Source organism: Flavobacterium resistens (genome assembly GCF_900182645.1).
In the GTDB taxonomy this organism is placed as follows: Bacteria; Bacteroidota; Bacteroidia; order Flavobacteriales; family Flavobacteriaceae; genus Flavobacterium; species Flavobacterium resistens.
Genome location: NZ_FXTA01000002.1, coordinates 109861 through 126677 on the forward strand (window position 1 = coordinate 109861; position 16817 = coordinate 126677).

Annotated in this window: 15 protein-coding genes; all 15 read right to left on the bottom strand. The window is 34.0% G+C overall.

The features are described 5' to 3' along the window. Nucleotides 1–42: 42 nt before the first annotated feature. On the bottom strand, nt 43–1035 hold the full coding sequence (gene dusB / locus FN795_RS06590) for a tRNA dihydrouridine synthase DusB (protein ID WP_035646589.1): 993 nt from the start codon (nt 1033–1035) through the stop codon (nt 43–45). A gap of 148 nt (nt 1036–1183) precedes the next feature. Then, entirely contained in the window at nt 1184–2473 is a 1290-nt protein-coding gene (locus FN795_RS06595) for a phenylacetate--CoA ligase family protein (RefSeq protein WP_142449918.1), read from the bottom strand. After that, nucleotides 2470–4137 carry a C45 family autoproteolytic acyltransferase/hydolase gene (locus FN795_RS06600; RefSeq protein WP_142449919.1) on the bottom strand — a complete coding sequence of 556 codons (1668 nt, stop codon included), beginning with the start codon at nt 4135–4137 and terminating at the stop codon, nt 2470–2472. Before FN795_RS06600 ends, FN795_RS06595 begins: the two co-directional genes overlap by 4 nt. Nucleotides 4138–4144: 7 nt before the next feature. Then, complete coding sequence (locus FN795_RS06605; RefSeq protein WP_142449920.1) at nt 4145–5659, bottom strand: phytoene desaturase family protein; 1515 nt, start codon at nt 5657–5659, stop codon at nt 4145–4147. A 1-nt stretch (nt 5660) separates the two neighbouring features. After that, entirely contained in the window at nt 5661–9341 is a 3681-nt protein-coding gene (locus FN795_RS06610; RefSeq protein WP_142449921.1) for a 1-acyl-sn-glycerol-3-phosphate acyltransferase, read from the bottom strand. Between the two features lie 158 nt (nt 9342–9499). Further along, nucleotides 9500–10684, bottom strand: a complete 1185-nt coding sequence (locus tag FN795_RS06615) for a DUF2062 domain-containing protein (protein ID WP_142449922.1) — start codon at nt 10682–10684, stop codon at nt 9500–9502. Between the two features lie 18 nt (nt 10685–10702). Beyond that, complete coding sequence (locus FN795_RS06620) at nt 10703–11188, bottom strand: hypothetical protein (RefSeq protein ID WP_142449923.1); 486 nt, start codon at nt 11186–11188, stop codon at nt 10703–10705. 2 nt (nt 11189–11190) lie between these two features. Next, a complete protein-coding gene (locus FN795_RS06625) occupies nt 11191–11562 on the bottom strand; it encodes a hotdog family protein (RefSeq protein ID WP_142449924.1) in 372 nt (123 codons plus the stop codon). Nucleotides 11563–11565: 3 nt separating this feature from the next. Next, nucleotides 11566–12171: a porin family protein gene (locus FN795_RS06630; protein ID WP_142449925.1), complete on the bottom strand. Its 606-nt coding sequence runs from the start codon at nt 12169–12171 to the stop codon at nt 11566–11568. A 20-nt stretch (nt 12172–12191) separates the two neighbouring features. Further along, a complete protein-coding gene (locus FN795_RS06635) occupies nt 12192–12827 on the bottom strand; it encodes a hypothetical protein (RefSeq protein WP_142449926.1) in 636 nt (211 codons plus the stop codon). Beyond that, nucleotides 12793–13425 (bottom strand): outer membrane lipoprotein carrier protein LolA, encoded by a 633-nt coding sequence (locus FN795_RS06640; protein ID WP_142449927.1) that lies wholly within the window; start codon nt 13423–13425, stop codon nt 12793–12795. Before FN795_RS06640 ends, FN795_RS06635 begins: the two co-directional genes overlap by 35 nt. Continuing rightward, nucleotides 13415–14191, bottom strand: coding sequence for a polysaccharide deacetylase family protein (locus FN795_RS06645; RefSeq protein ID WP_142449928.1), 777 nt, complete (start codon nt 14189–14191; stop codon nt 13415–13417). The genes FN795_RS06640 and FN795_RS06645 overlap by 11 nt, the downstream gene beginning before the upstream one ends. After that, nucleotides 14188–15252, bottom strand: coding sequence for a beta-ketoacyl synthase N-terminal-like domain-containing protein (locus tag FN795_RS06650; protein WP_142449929.1), 1065 nt, complete (start codon nt 15250–15252; stop codon nt 14188–14190). The genes FN795_RS06645 and FN795_RS06650 overlap by 4 nt, the downstream gene beginning before the upstream one ends. After that, a complete protein-coding gene (locus tag FN795_RS06655) occupies nt 15252–16448 on the bottom strand; it encodes a beta-ketoacyl-[acyl-carrier-protein] synthase family protein (protein WP_142449930.1) in 1197 nt (398 codons plus the stop codon). The genes FN795_RS06650 and FN795_RS06655 overlap by 1 nt, the downstream gene beginning before the upstream one ends. Before the next feature lie 111 nt (nt 16449–16559). Then, on the bottom strand, nt 16560–16817 hold the full coding sequence (locus tag FN795_RS06660) for a phosphopantetheine-binding protein (RefSeq protein WP_111378796.1): 258 nt from the start codon (nt 16815–16817) through the stop codon (nt 16560–16562).

Genomic DNA, 16817 nt, shown 5'->3' on the forward strand with positions numbered 1-16817 from the left:
AAAAGAAAAGGCTTTCAATTTTGAAGGCCTTTCTTTTACTTTTTAAACAAATTCATATCCTGCATAAACCTGTTCAATTTCTTTCATAATGGCGAATAAATCTTCAGGCGCATCAGTTGTGACTAATTTTTGTTTGAATTCTTTGAACGAATGAATTCCTTTGAAATAATTGGTATAATGACGACGCATTTCTACAATTCCTAAACGTTCACCTTTCCAATCCATCGACCATTGCAAATGATTTCTGGCAGCTTCAACACGATCAATAACCGTTGGAGCAGGTAAGTGTTCACCAGTTTTGAAATAATGCTTGATTTCATTAAAAATCCACGGATAACCAATCGCGGCGCGACCAATCATAATACCGTCAATTCCGTATTCGTTTTTATATTTTAATGCTTTTTCTGGACTGTCAATATCTCCGTTTCCAAAAATAGGCATCGTAATTCTCGGGTTATTTTTCACACGTGCAATATGCGACCAATCTGAATGGCCCTTATACATTTGGGCACGAGTCCTGGCGTGAATTGTCAAAGCCTGAACTCCAATATCCTGAAGTCTTTCAGCGACTTCATCAATATTAATAGAATTGTCATCCCAACCTAAACGTGTTTTCACGGTAACAGGTAAATCAGTTCCTTTGATAACCGCTTTGGTCAAACGAACCATCAAATCAACATCTTTTAAAACTCCTGCACCAGCGCCTCTGCATACAACTTTTTTTACCGGACATCCAAAGTTGATATCCACTAAATCTGGTTTTACAGTCGAAACAATTTTAGATGACATTTCCATCGCTTCTTCATCACCACCAAAAATCTGAATTCCGACAGGACGTTCGTAATCAAAAATATCCAGCTTCATTCGACTTTTTATAGCATCACGAATCAATCCTTCCGATGAAATAAATTCAGAATACATCATGTCAGCACCGTGCGTTTTGCATAATCTGCGAAACGGCGGATCACTAACATCTTCCATCGGAGCAAGTAGTAAAGGAAATTCGGGTAATTCTATGTTGCCAATCTTGACCATCTTCATAATTTTTTGCAAAATTACAACATTTTAATCGAATTGGCACAATTCAAGGGACAAAGGCTCAAAGTAAGAAAGGGACAAAGTTTTTTTATAGTGCTGATTAACAGACTTTGAACCTTTGTCCCTTTGTTACTTTGTCCCTATATTAAGACCTATAATCGAAAAACCGAATTGGTTTTCGGCTCATTGGATTAAAAACCAAAGGATTCAAAACTTCTTTTGAAGCGAATTCTATTTTTGGAGTAACTCTTAATTTGGCTCTAAAATGATCTTTTATTTCTTGTAGAAATTCTGGAGTTTGGTTTTTTACGGCAATTTTAATCAGGATTTCATCAGTGCCTAAATCGTTGGTTGAGATTTCGATTAAATGATTTTCGATATTATCAAAACTGCTCAAAACATCATTCATCGCTGGCGGATAAAGTGTTGTGCCTTTGTATTTTATCATTTGTTTTTTACGGCCAACAACCGGACCAACACGTAAAGTATTTCGCCCGCATGCGCAAGGTTCGTCATGAAGCTGGACAATATCTCCAGTTTTAAAACGCAATAATGGCATAGCTTCAATTCCTAAAGTAGTAAAAGTAAGTTCGCCGGTTTCGCCATTTTTCACCGGAATATTATTTTCGTCGAGAACTTCAACAATAATCAATTCCGGATGATGATGTCCGCCTTTTCCATGTTCACATTCTGTAAAAGCGGTGCTCATTTCGGTAGAAGCATAAGTCGAGAACAACTTAATATTCCATTTGTCCGTGATTTTTTTGGATAGAATGTTCATTGAAAAATCTTGTTCTCTCAAAGATTCTCCAATACAGATGGCACCTTTTATGCTTGAATTATTATAATCGATTCCGTGAATTTCGGCGTATTCAATTAATTTCAAAAGAAAAGAAGGAACCGTAATTAAGTAACTCGGATTGTATTTTAAAATCGAATCCCATTGCATTTCCGGAATTCCCGCACCAACTCGAATCACGCCAACTTTCAATTTTCTTAAACCAAGAAAATAAGCCAGTCCGGCCATAAATTTTCTGTCAATTGTGGTCATTAACTGTACCACATCGCCTTCTGCAATTCCGGCGCAGGCGAAAGAAATCGCTTCGTTATAAGCCAATCGATCCAAATCAGAATCGGTTAAACCAAAAGTTACCGGATCGCCCAAAGTTCCTGAGGTCGAAGCATAATCAATAATTTTATGTTGCGGAACACACAAAAAATCATCATTATATTGTTGTAAATCTTCTTTTGTAGTAACAGGTAAATGCTGCAAATCTTCCAGCGTTTTTACTTTCGAAATATCAATATTTTGTCCGGCAAAAAGTCTTTTGTAAAAAGGAGAATTCTCGCTGATGTAAGCTAAAAGTTCGACTAATTTTTGTTCCTGAAAAACTTTAATTTCTTCTAAAGAATCTTTTTCTATTGCTGGAATCATTGTAATTTTCTTTTGAGTTTTTTTAAATATTTTTCAATTTTTGCTTTTTCAGGAGCGGTAGTGATTTCTTTCGTGAGTGCTTTTTCAAAATTAATCTGAGCGGCGCGGAATTGTTTTTTTTGATAAAAGTACAACCCTACTTTGTAATATACAACCCAATAATCAGGGTTTAACGATTGATATTGTTGAATAAATTCGGGCGAAATTGTTTCTTTATTTTTTAGATCCAAATCCATTTGATGATTTTCGGATTTGAACTTTTTAAAGTTCTGGAAAGCTTCAGTTTTTATAAAAGGATCTTTGGCAATATTCAGCTTTTCCTGCTCAAATGAAATCGTAGTATTTGTTTTTTTTCCGTTAAAAATCGAATCCAGATTATAACAAACAAATTCACCCAATTGAAACGGATTTGCCGAAACCCAAACCAATTTTTCTTTCGGTTTAAAAATAATTCCGTGATGCGCCAATAATTGATTCAGCGCTTTTTCGTTGCCAAAACCAAGCGGAATATCATTCAAACCATTTTTGTTTCTGAGAATTTCAGAAGCAATTTCCGGATTTATTTTTTTGTTTTCAGAAAGAAGTTCCTGCATCCTTTCAAAACGATATTCAGAATGACTGTCTGCAATTTGCCCCAAATTTCGTTTTTCATTTTTAAAAGCGTCACTTTGAAAATGATTTGAACAAATTAACTGATTGCTGTTTGGAACTTCATAAACGTCCAATTTTTTTGGAGAAACTTCAATTAAAACCGCTTTATTGTCCTGTGCACTTCCCACCATAATTGATTCCGAAATAAATACCGATCGTTTTTTTGCAATGGCAATTGCTTCATCAATATTCTGTGCATGCTGTAAAATTTCGCGAGTCAAAATTGAAATTGGCGTTTTTGCAGTTAACGGAATTTCTGATTTTGCGGCATTTATCGTAACCGTCAAACCTTGCTGATTCATGCCAGAAACAGCGCCAATCATTCCGGGCCAGGAAACCATCATGAAATTATGTCCTTGTTCGGGTTTTATAAATGCAATGATTTTATTTTCCGCGAAAGCATCACTAACATAAAAATCAAAATTGCGCCCAAGAATTAAATTTCCATCTTCCGATTTTTCGCCCCAAGCGGCAAATGACGAACAGCCAACCAAAGCCAAATCCTGCAAAGCGTGACCAATATCGTGCGCAGCATGCAAGTATAAACCACGCTGATATTGTGGCGCAATGTTGTCAAATTCATGCGAAGTATATTGTGAAACGCCAAAAATTTCCGTTTGATATTCTTCGGGAACATTGGCATATAATTTCCGATTGTACCATTTTAAGAAATGGCGCAACATCTTCTGTTCGAATTTCGATGGAACTAAATCTTTTATTTTAGAGAAAAATATTTGCTGTTGTTTTTGCAAAAGTGAATCAGACAAAGCACCGGTGTTTAAACCAATTTCTAACGGATCACCTTCAACATATAATTCCCAAATTCCTTGTTTGTTTTTTAAAAGCGAATTATTTCCAGCTATAAAAATGCTGTCAGAAAGTTTCGTAACAACTGGTTTTGTAGCATTAAATTTTGAAATATCAGGCTGATGATTTTTTGATTTTGCCGTACCGCAAGAAACCAGAATTCCTAAAAAACCAATGTAGAAAAGATATATAATTCGGTTTTTCATAACTTCCTTATTCTGCCTGATTAATTTTGGTAATTAAATATTCTTTTCCCAAGATTTCGGAACAAGTAACAACAGCGCCAATTGTCACGCCCAAAACACCATGCATATTGATGCTTTGACCAGTAAGATATAAATTATCTATTTTAGTTTTTGACGGAATTAATGTTTTCAAAGGATTGTTTGAATCCTTTACATAACCGTACATATTTCCATTATCACCACCAATATAATCGCGATACGAAAGCGGACTTGAAGTATGAATTGATTTAATACAATCTCTGATTCCGGGAAATTTTATTTCGATTTCATCTAAAAATTTAGCCGCTTTTCTGGCTTTGAATTCTTCATAACTTTCACCGCGGTCATTTTTTTCTACAGTGGTATTGAATGTTTTCGCCCAAGGCAAAACATCGTCAAAATTCATGTAGGTTATAAAAGTCATTCCGTCTGCCCAGATTTCATCTTCTTTAGAAGCATTCATCGAAGCCATATAAGTTTTTGGCCAGGAATTTTCGTCGTATTCGTGCGCCGTCCAGACTTCGTTGCTGTTTTTAAAATGATAATAATTATGGTTGATATATTTGAAAGTTTCCGGTTTAAAAACCAGATACAAACTAAAAGCCGAAAGTACACCTTCAAGACTTTGAATTCGGTTGAAGAATGGTTTTCTGAAGTTTTCTTCACCAGCCATTTTCAAAGTCGTTTTGGGTTCAATATTCGAAATAAAATAAGTTCCGGAAACTTGAGTTCCGTCTTTCATTTCAACTGAATTCACTTTATGGTTTTCTACATCAAAACGTATAACTTCTTTGTGTTTGTAAAATTCGCCGCCGTATTTTTTTAATTGTTTTAAAAGCTGTTTTGTAATCTGGCTTCCACCGTTGATACAGCGCCACGAACTCTGAATATATGAATTCACAATTAAGGCATGAACGTAAAAAGGCGATTTGTCCGGAATACCCGCATATAGAAAATTAGAACCAGCCAAAACGGCTTTCAGCTTTTCATTTTCAGTAAACGAATCGATGGTTTCTTTCGCGTTGAGCGTTAAAATTTCTGGATCGTATTTTCCTTCCCATTCTAAATTATAGAGTGGAAAAGAGTCGCAAATAGTTTGTAAATTTTGGCAGTAATTCTCAATGTTTGTTTTTTCTTCCGGGAAATATTTTGTCAGTTGCGCAACAAAATTTTCATATCCCTGCGCATGCGGATATTCGGTTTTATCATCTTCAAAAGAGATAATATCGAAAGCATTTTGATCTAATTGCTTCAGATTTAATTTATCGATAATTCCCAGATATTTAAAATACTGATGCAGATTCTGGCCTTCGCCTAAACCTCCGATATAATGAATTCCGGTATCAAAAATAGTTTTATCGCGAACAAAAGTTTGAAGATTGCCGCCGTACTGATTGTTTTTTTCGAGCACACAAACGCTGTAGCCTTCTTTAGCCAGAATTATGGAAGCAACTAAGCCACCCAAACCGCTGCCGACAATTACTACATCGTAATGCTCTTTCATTTTATTTTTTCTTAAAAATAATAAGTTCGTTTTCTTCTAAAATACAATCAAAACCACATTTAAGCACAGAGTTTTTTAAACTCGGGCAATCTATTAAAATTACGCACGAAGTGAGAACTATTAATTTCTGAATTTCATTTTCTGAATTTTCATCCGAAATTAAAAGCGTATCATAATTGTTTTCAGGCAGAATTTCTAAATTTTCGAGATATGATATTTTTCTCTTATTTACGATATAATTGATTTTGGCAACATCACGTTTTTCTTCATCAACAATATATGAATGAATTTTTCGCTGCGGTTCCTGCAATGTCAATAAAACATCTAATTGCCCGTAATCATTGGCTAAATGTAAAATTTTGGCTTTCGTTGATAGTTGTTTTCCAAGAAGGAAATAAGTTTCAAGATGATTTTTCAAATCTTTTTTGACGCTGTTTACAACTTCAATTTCTTTATAATCATAACTGTGAAGCAGCATTGGTTTAAAATAATCTGCGCCTTCTAATTCCTGGCGAATTTTACGATATTCTGCTTTAAAGAAAGTACTTATTTGTTTCGTTCTTTCGGCATAATTTTTTCCGAATGCAAGATTTTCAGGTTTGATTCTTTCTAAAATTGTAACCGTTAATTTTCCATTATGAATGACAAAATCGCCTTTCGGAATTAATTCAGAAGCGCCATGAATAACGACCGGAATGATATCGAGATTGAATTGTTCTGCAAGAAAAAATGCACCTTTATGGAATCGTTTTACAACATTACTTTCTGAGCGTGTTCCTTCCGGAAAAACCATTAAAGAATAACCTTCTTCAACTTTTTTGCGTAAATGTTCAACACCACTATCTAAACCTTCTGAAACAGGATAAAATCCGGCTTTTCTAACCACGCCGCCAAAAATAGGCGAGTTGTAAACCCAGTCGCTTACCAGAAAAATAATCTTTGGACTCAGCATTCCGACCGATAAAATGTCTAAAAATGAAGAATGATTGGCAATTATTATGGCTGGTTTTTCGAAATTTTCATTGAAATCATTAACGACTCTTTTTCGAATAAACGGATTTGAATACAATACCGATTTCATGAATTTTGAAACCACATATCGAAAACCTTTCATTTTTGTTTTTGCACTCAATGGCAAAATTGGCATTAGCGTAAAACTGAAAATCGACATTACAATTCCGCCCAAACCATAATAGCTAAACGAAAGAATTCCGTGGATAAAAGTTCGTAAATGAAATGGCGGATTTCCATTTTTTGAACGATTCGATATAAAAAGTTTAAAGAGAATCGGGTAGAAGATAAACGTGATAATCAGCGCTGCAAAAACCCCAATCAAAGAAACCGATGAAATCGAAGTTAGTGCTGGATGTTTGGCAAAAATCATAGCGCCAATTCCTAAAATGGTTGTGATTACTGCCAGAATTATTGAAGTTCGATAAATGGCAATTTCATTCTTTCCGGTTGTATATTCTTTTTGAAGCGCGCTTGTCATGAAAATACTAAAATCGACACCATGACCAAAAATCAACGTGCAGACAATCATGCTGAAAATATTCATTTGAATGCCAAAAATTCCCATAATTCCGGCTGTTACAATTCCGGTCAATGCAATTGGAATACAACTTACAATGACCAATTCGATTCTTCGGAAAAAGAAAAACAGAATTAAAATCACAGCCACAAATGAATAATTGACAAGCGAATTAAAATCGGTTTTCAAAGTGCTGAAAAAGGTTTCGTTCATTTGCTGGCGGTCGATGGCAATTAAATTATTTTTGACTGAAGCCGATTTTACAAATGCATCGCGTTGTTCTGGCGAAACTTTTACTAAAGTCGAAATCGTGTAAAAACCATTTTTTTCGGTTACAAATTCTTTTAATTGAAGCGCCTGAATTTTTAAATAATCATTGGAAGAAATTGGTTTGAAATCAAAATTCAAATGATCAAAAAAGGCTGAATAAGTCGTTGGCTTAAAGCCGAGTTTTGAGCCTTCGGAAATTAACTCTGATTGTAAAAGCTGTTTTTTATTGGCATCCCAAAACGAATTCCATTTTTCAATTTTCTGAAGTTGTTCCTTCTGCGAAAGCATTATTCCTCCGACAGAACTGAAATTTAATATTTTGTTTTGTGTTTTTTCTTTTGATAAATCAGTAAAAAGTTTGCTGTTGGTTTGCAAAACTTCGTCCATGCTTTTTCCGTATGAAGCCACATAAATGGTTTTTGAAGTTAAGCTCGTGCTTTCTTCGAGTTGTTTTTCGGCAGCTTTAATTTCCTTTGGAACAAAATTTAATTGCGATAAATCGTTATTGAAACCAACATTATTATAAGTAAAACAGCAAATAATCGTAATTAAAACGCAAAATCCCATCAGGAATTTATTGTTGTGAAACGAAAAATGCGCCATTTTATCAATGACGTTTTTCTTGTGTTCCGCCGGATTTTCTTTTGGTTTATACAAATGCGGAACAATCAAAAGCGAGAAAAATGCAGACGCCATCACAATAACTGCTGCGAAAATTCCAAGATCATTTAGTGCATCCGATTTTACAAAAAGCAGACATAAAAAAGCAACCGCCGTAGTCGAACTGCTCATAATTACGGGCATTGTAATGTCTTTGTACAACGTTTTTACATCGCTGTTGTGTTTGTAATGCGTGAGAATATGAATGGAATAATCAATCGTAATTCCGAGTAAAATGGAACCAATTCCGAGTGAAATTGCTGAAATTTGTTCTTTTACAAAATATAAAAACGCAACGGCGAATAAAGCCCCGAAAACCGTTGGAAGAAAAATAATCAGCGGAATCAATATTTTTCGGTAGAATAAAATTAGAATCAGCATTAGCGTGAACATAGCAATTGATGTTGTCAGGATAATATCGCTTTTGATTTGATTGGCATTGGCAACCGCAATTAAAGCCGAACCAAAATAACTGATCGAAGTTTTGCCTTTGTATTTCTGATTTAAATTTTTCTGAATTGATTTTAGCTTTGCGGCAAAAACGGTATTTTTTTCGGTTTCGCTTGACGGAAGATTTGAAGTTATAAAAAGCAAAAGTTTCTTTTTGTCTTTCGTCATTACAAAACCATTGTCGAGCGTAAAATCGTCACCAATGTTTAATTGCTGTAATTTTTTTAAGGCGATAAACGAAATCCCAAGCGGATCTTGAAGAATAAAATCTTTTGTCACAAATCCCGAAGGAGAAATAATTGATTTGTAATTTCCCTGAACGGTCGCTGCAATACTGTCTTTTTGCAATTTATTCTGAATCGCTGCATAATCTTTATTTTCAAGAAAAAGCGGCAGATTATTGTAAACAAAATCAATAGTTTCCTGAATATTTTCTTCGTCAATTTTTCCTTGAATTCCGGTAACATAAGGTTTGCAGGATTTTGAAACACTGTCTGAAAAAGTGCTTGCCATTTCTTTTAAATCTTCTGCAGAACCGTTTTTTTCGAGTTTGAAAATGACGGTTATTTTATCGGCAAAATTTAATTGTTTTAAGACTTTTGCAGTGACGTCGGCTTTGTCATTGGCAGGAATCAATTTGGTAATATCTTCTTCAAATTTGATTTGAGAAGCAAAAAATCCAAAAATAAAAAGCATCAGCAACGCCAAAAAAACCGAAAGCGATTTTCTTTTATTTACAAATAAGTGAATGGCGTAAAAGTATTGATGCATGATTTTGGTTTAAAATTTTTTTGCCACAGATTAAAAGATTAGCTTTAGTTTGTCACCCTGAGCGAAGTCGAAGGGCGTTCCAATTGGACGTGGGCTTCGACTTCGCTCAGCCTGACAAACTGGATGTTAAAATCATTTTAATCTGTGGCAAACTTGACTTAAATATTCGTTTTATTCTTAGAACTAAAAGCAGTTAAAAGCAAATAACTTATAAAACCAACTGTTAGCGCGGAAACGGATGCTAAAATAAGACTTCCTACGATATATTGTGTAGCATTTTTTTGAATATCGTCGAGCGTAATCGAACTGTCTAAAACTAAAGGCGCATCACTCGACACAAAAATGCTTCCGACTTGAAGAGAAGCATAAATAATAAAGGGAATAAATGGAGGAAAACTCACATTTGAAGTCAAATAAGCAATGACTTTGTTGAGCCTGAAAATGGCAGCAAAAGTGAAAAGCAAAATAGTTTGAAAACCCCAAAAAGGCGAAAACCCAATAAAAATACCCAACGCGATTGCGGCAGATTTTTTGAAATTAGAATCGTTACTTTCTAGAATATCTTCGAGAAAGAATTTTTTAAAACCTTTTTTTTTTGCTCTTCTAAAAAAATCTCTTGGTTTGATGTAGAGCAAAGCATTCGTAACCAAAACCGTATTTAAAATACTGATTCTGGTAAAATCACGAAACGGACGAAAATGTGAAACGCGTTCTGCCGGATCGTACAAAACCTGAATCGGAATGTTTTTTACTACAATTCCTTTCCACGCCGCACGAACAATCACTTCAATTTCAAACTCAAATTTATTGGTATAAAACTGTTTCGGAAGTAATTGCAGCGGATATAATCTGAAACCAGATTGTGTATCATCAAGTTTGATTCCGGTTTCGAATTTGAACCAAAAATTTGAAAATTTGTTTCCGAAACTGCTTTTCTTCGGAACATTTTCTTGTGTCATATTTCGGCTTCCGATCAAAAGCGCATTTGGTTCTTTTTGAATTTCTTCTAGGAAACTAGGAATGTCAGAAGCAAAATGCTGTCCGTCAGAATCAATCGTGATGGCGTATTCAAACTTCATTTCGATTGCTTTTCTAAAACCATTTCTGAGCGCACGACCTTTTCCTATATTTTTAGGATGATGAATTTGCGTAAGCTGAGTATATTCTTTTAAAATCTCAGAAGTAGAATCTGTAGAACCGTCGTTGACAATAATAATATTTGTAGTGAAATCTAAAATAGAATCCAGCACTTTTTTTAGCGTTTTCTGATTATTGTATGTTGGGACAATAACACAAAAAGAGGTGGTATTTAATAAATTGTGCTGATGTAAATTAGGTTCCATGGAAAATGATGCTTTCGCTTACTTGACAAATTGTTTCTCCTTTTCAGAAAAACTTTTTGATTGTAAAATAAAGTCTTTTAGATATTCTTTTAAAGCACCGCTTTGATCAGCATAGTGCTCGGTTAGATATTTTTTATCTTCTTTAATATTTTTTTTATAACCGGTTACTCCAGGAACATTTTCCTGAATGCTCAATCGGATCATTCTGATTTCGATATTGTCGGGTTCACTTTTTATAGTCGATTCAAGGAGTTTTGCACCTTCTTTAAAACGGTCAATTTTATCTTTTAATTTTTTCTTGAAATTAGAATCCAATAAAATTGAAGCGGCTTTATAAGCGACTAAAGTTTTATTTGCATCATCAGAAATACCAGCTAGTTTTTCTGAAAATTCTTTTGCATTGCTCTCCGATTTTGTAACAGTTGTGTACATTTTTCTGATGGACGCCAAATCTGGAGTGCCCACAAAATTTATCCATAAAAGCAATGTCAATAGCAGTTTCATAATTACATTTTTTTGTACACATTGCTTAATTTCAAGGCAACAGTGTCATTAAAATAAGTGGTGTTTTTTACTTTAACCAAATTATCTTCGGTTGTTGTAATGTCCAGTTCTAAACGTAATTCAGGGTTAACTTCCGGATTAATAAGCGCCATGAATTTTACATTGGCAAGCGTTTGAATCATTAAAGTTTCCTCAGTAATTTTCTCAGTCAATTCTTTAATAATCTGAATCATGCAAACACCCGGCATAATTGGGTTTCCCGGAAAATGACCTTTGAAGACTTCATGTTTTTCATTGACCAAAATCGTGATATTATATTTAGAATCTGATATTTTTTCTTCCGAAAGTATTTTGTAAAAATCTTTTAAAACCATTTTTTATTTTACTTTAAAAGTATAACTAATACCAAACTGCAATACCTGATTTAAAATAATTTGGTCATAATAATAGTCATCATAATCAATACCGTCATAACCGTAAATATCGATTAAACCTTGTTTAAATCTTGCTTCAAAAGTTAAACCGTTTGGTAACGTATAGCCAATACCGCCAACAAATGAAAAATCTGTACCAATTGGATCATATCCGTAACGCCCAAAATTGTCACTTGTCTTCAAATCAAGTGATGGTCCTGCCAATACATGAAAACCTTTTCCACCAAAGTTAAATTTTGCAACAGCTCCAAGCGTTACATAATTTAACTCATATTTTGCATCCTGAAAAGCATTTGATCCGTTATAATATTCTCTTCCTTCAGCACCTTGTCTTGAATAAGTTATTTCAGGCTGAAGTGTAAAATACCTATTGAATTTTATTGCAACTAATCCACCAATATAATAATCAGCTTTCATACTGTTGTTATCAATATTCGTTAAACTTGTAAGGTTTAAACCGCCTCTAATACCTGGATTTACTGACACTTGTGCTTGCATTGAAGTAAGACCAATAAATAGTAGAAATGCAAATAAGGTTATTTTTTTCATAGTTGGTTTGGTTTATATTTTTACTCTGATTTAAAATAATTCAGTTCAATTTTCAATTTGATATTCTGATGTAAAATGACGACTTTTTTAGCAAAATTATCGTTTTCTAAAGTAAAAGTAATTGTTATTTTATCTTTTGTTTTAGAAGAACGTACGACTTTTTCTAATTTTTGGTCTTTTTTTGAGAAGAAAAGATAATTGTCACGACTATCGTCTGCCGATTTATAAATGTTAAAATCTACATTTTCAAACTGTTCCTGAATCAGAAAATCTTTTTTAAGAAGAATTCTGAAATCTTCGGTTAAAGTATTAATCAGGATTTTTCGATCCAATTCAGAAACTATCGAATTGACTTTAAAAGTCTTTTCGGCAATTTCGAAATCCAATAATTTGTTTCCAAACTCAGTGGTAAAAACTACTCGATGTGTTGTATCATTTATTTTTTTGGCGATGAAAACGCCTGACATTTCATGACCATAAACTGTGATGTTTGTTTTATAAACATAATCAGCATTTGCGTCAGCGAAATACGGAACTTCAATAGCCGTTTTGTCTAATTTTTTAGGCGTATAATTTTTTGTGACCGAGCCACAGGAAACTAAAACAATTGCCAGAAAACAATTAATTAGTAAAAACTGAATCGTCGATTTTTGCATTGATCACTTTATTTTTAAGTACAATTCGGGTATAATCTTCAGATGATTCCAGCAATTTTACCTGAACAACTGTTGCTTCTTCTTTGTCGAAAGTCAGTTCGATTTGTTTGATGTATTTTTTCAAAGTAGCATCTTTCGGAACAAATTTCGCTAAGTTTTGACCTTTCAATTTAAAATACGAAATCGTAAATTCTTTGTCGTCAAACATGTTTCCACTTACGCTTCCAATAATCAATTTGTTGATTCGCGCGAAGATTTTGCTGTTGCCAATATCAACCGCGCTTTTCTTTCCTTCATCATTAATTAGGATTTTTCCGTTCTTGAAAACAATGCTGTAATTGTATGGTTTTTTGTATTGCCATGATAATAACGCAGGTTCTTTAAAAACCATTTTTCCCGAAGTTTCGATGTCTTTCGATAAAAAATCCAAATGTTTGTACTGCACAAAATCGGTACTTAAAGTTTTGATTTTTTTCGAAACTACATTTACGTCTTGTTTAAAAGCTGCGATTTCGGCATCGTTCATTTTTTGTTCTTGGGCAAAAATGGAAATGCTGAAAACATTTAGAAAAAGGAAAATATATAATTTAGTCTTCATAAGGTTTAAGATTCAAAAGTTCCGCTACAGAAACCACTTCATAATTATTTTGCTGTAAAAATTGCAAAAACTGTTCCAATACCAAAACAGAGTGCGGAGCAGTATCGTGCAAAAGTACGATTCCGCCGGGAGAAACTCGTTTTTTAATTCGTCTTAAAATCAATTCCTGATTTTTTGTTCCTCCGTCAAGCGAACGAATATTCCAGCCAATAACTTTGTGTCCGGTAACTTTTAAAGCTCTTCGAATTGATGGCGTTGTCACTCCGTAAGGCGGACGGAAAAAGTTTATTTTTTTTGATGTGAATTTCTCTAGCAATTTATCTGTTTTGCGAAGTTCATCCGTTATTTTGTCTTCGTGATAAAAATCGAAAAACTTCGAATGCGAATAAGAGTGATTTCCAACCAAATGACCTTCGTCAATAATTTGTTTTAAAATTTCCGGATGTGCTTCAATGTTTTTTCCAATGCAGAAGAAAGTTGCTTTGGCATTATATTTTTTCAGAAGTTCCAAAACTTCCAAAGTAAATTCACTTGGCCCGTCATCAAAAGTTAAGGCAATTTTTTTTTCTGTTTCCGATGGATTATTGCAGAAAGCTTTTACATGATAATTCGAAGAAATTCGGGCAGATCCAAAAGCATTTATTCCCAACCAAATCAAAACAATAAAAACAAACCACCAAAAATTTATTGCCGTATAAAGATTCAGAAGAAACAATAAAAGCAGTAAAAAGATAAAAAAAACAGATATGTTTTTATGCGTTATCATTTTGAAAGCAACGTAAAACTATGATTTTTTCCATTTACCTGGTTGTACAATAAAATGGTATTGTAAGCAGGTTTTTCAACTGAATTCACTTTTATAATTTCCGGAATTTCCTGCGTTTTTATAACTTTTGATGCCATCCACAAAGCAAAAGCTGAAGCCGTGTCGAAAGCACCACTCAAATGTTTGTAATACAATTGAGGTGTTTTTGCGAAAGCATTTTCACTTAAATTTCGATAATAAGAATCAGAATCTGAGTTTCCATCAAAACCAAAAACGACAGCATCAAGATCTGAAATTTTTAAATTATTAGTTTTTAGAAATGAAATTAAAGCAGATTCAACTTCATTTTCTTCTAAAGTATTTACGATTTCAACATCAAGAATTTCGGCATAAGTATTCGCGTTTCTTTCATTTTCTAAAACAAAAAAACTTGCGCCTTCGCCATAAATAACACCGCTGGAATTAGCATTTAAAACTTCAGAAGGAAGATCATTTTCTTTTTTAATTCTTCCAGCCAATTTAAAAAGTGATAAAGTATATTCGCCATTTTCGTCAACACCTCCAACTAAAATGGAATTGGCTTCGTTTTCTTCAATTTGCATTTTAGCATCCAAAAGTGCCGATTCAAAAGAAACCGCTCCATTTACATACGTAAAATTATAACCTTTACATTGCAAAGAAAGTGCGATTTGTGCACCAACTGTATTATGAGTTGATTGAATAAACGAAGTGGGAGTTAAAAACTCTTCATTATTATCAAGAATGTTTTTCAGGAATTTTTCAGAATCTTCAATACAACCTAAACCCGTTCCGGTAATGATGGCATCAACATTTTCGACATTAGCATCTTTCATTGCCAAAGCCGAAGCTACGATTCCGTTTTTCACTCCTTTTGCCATTCTTCTGATCATCGCAGGAGAAATATAATCTTTGTAAACCGGAGGAACGATCGAAAGAACCGTTTCATTTTGATTGTAAACAGCTTCTTCTAAAAAAACAGTATCAAATGTTTTTTGAGTCGAAATACAGCCTACTCCATTTATATATGTCTTTTTTGTCATTAGCTTTTAGAAAATATAAGGGTTGAACAATTTCCGCCAAAACCGAAAGAATTGGATAAAACGTGTTCGATATTTTTCATTTTTAAAGTTTTCTGCGGTTTCAAATCAAATTCTTCCATTTGATTTTCAAAATTCAAATTCGGATAAACCACACTATTTTGAATGGCCAAAACGGAATAAACAGCTTCAATTGCCGCCGCTGCCGCTAAAGTGTGGCCCGTAAACGGTTTTGTAGAACTAAAATCCGGCACTTTTTCATCTTCATAAATTCGGAGTAAAGCTCTTCCTTCAGATAAATCATTGTTTGGCGTTGCGGTTCCGTGAACGTTGATATAATCAATTTCAGAAGGTTTTAAACCCGAAACTTCAAAGGCTTTTTTCATAGCCAAATAAGCACCGTCGCCATTTTCTGAAGAAGCAGTTTGGTGAAAAGCATCATTTGCATTTCCATAACCCGAAACTCTTGCCAGGACTTTTTTATTTTGCTTTTCAACAATTTCATCCGATTCTAAAACCAAAAAAGCGGCTGCTTCGCCAAGATTTAATCCTTTTCTATTATTGTCAAAAGGTTTATTATAATCGTCAGATAAAATCATTAAAGTCTTGAATCCGTTGATGGTGAATTTTGCCAAAGCATCAGTTCCGCCCACAATAACGCGATCCAATTTTCCGGTTTTAATCAAACGCGCGCCCAACATAATTGAGTTTGCCGCCGATGAACAAGCGGTACTAATTGTCGTAACCATTCCTTTTAAACCAAGTTCCGAAGCAATTTTTTCAGCCACATCGCCACCGTCGTGACAAGTTATGTATTTGACCAATTCAGGTTTTTCGAAATAATCAAAATAATGTTTTTCCGTCATGTCCATTCCGCCAACGCTTGTAGCCGAAATAAGTCCCGTTCTGAATTCGTTGATTGATGTAATTCCAGCATTTTCAACAGCCTGTTTTGCTGCCAAAGCACCAATCATAGCTGTTCTCGAAAAATTATTATTTTCTGAAAGCTGTAATTCGGAAATTAATTCTTCATTGGTTTTTTTGATTTCACCAACTTTGATTACATCAGCATGAACAGTCGGAATATTTTCAATTCTGGAAATACCGATTTTATTTTCGATTAAAGAAATATAATTTTCTTCGACTGAATTTCCAATCGAAGAGATAATCCCCATTCCCGTTATTGCGACACCTTTCATTTTTTAGACTTTATTTTAGACTTCTTAGATTTTTAGACATTAGACTTCCTAGATTTTTTGAGTTTTATTCTTGTCTAAGCAAGTCTAAAAATCTAAGAAGTCTAAGCAAGTCTATTTAGTTCTGTTAGCGCTAATGTACGCCGCCATAGTTTCGATTGACTGGAAAATTGATTTTCCTTCTTTCGGGTCAACCAGTTTAATTCCGTAATCTTTATCTAAAATCACGATTAATTCAAGTGCATCAATCGAGTCTAAACCTAAACCGTCTCCAAACAAAGGATCGTTGTCTGCAATGTCTTCAACAGCGATATCTTCTAAGTTAAGAGTCGTTATAATTTTATTTTTTAATTCTTCTTTTAATGCTTCCAT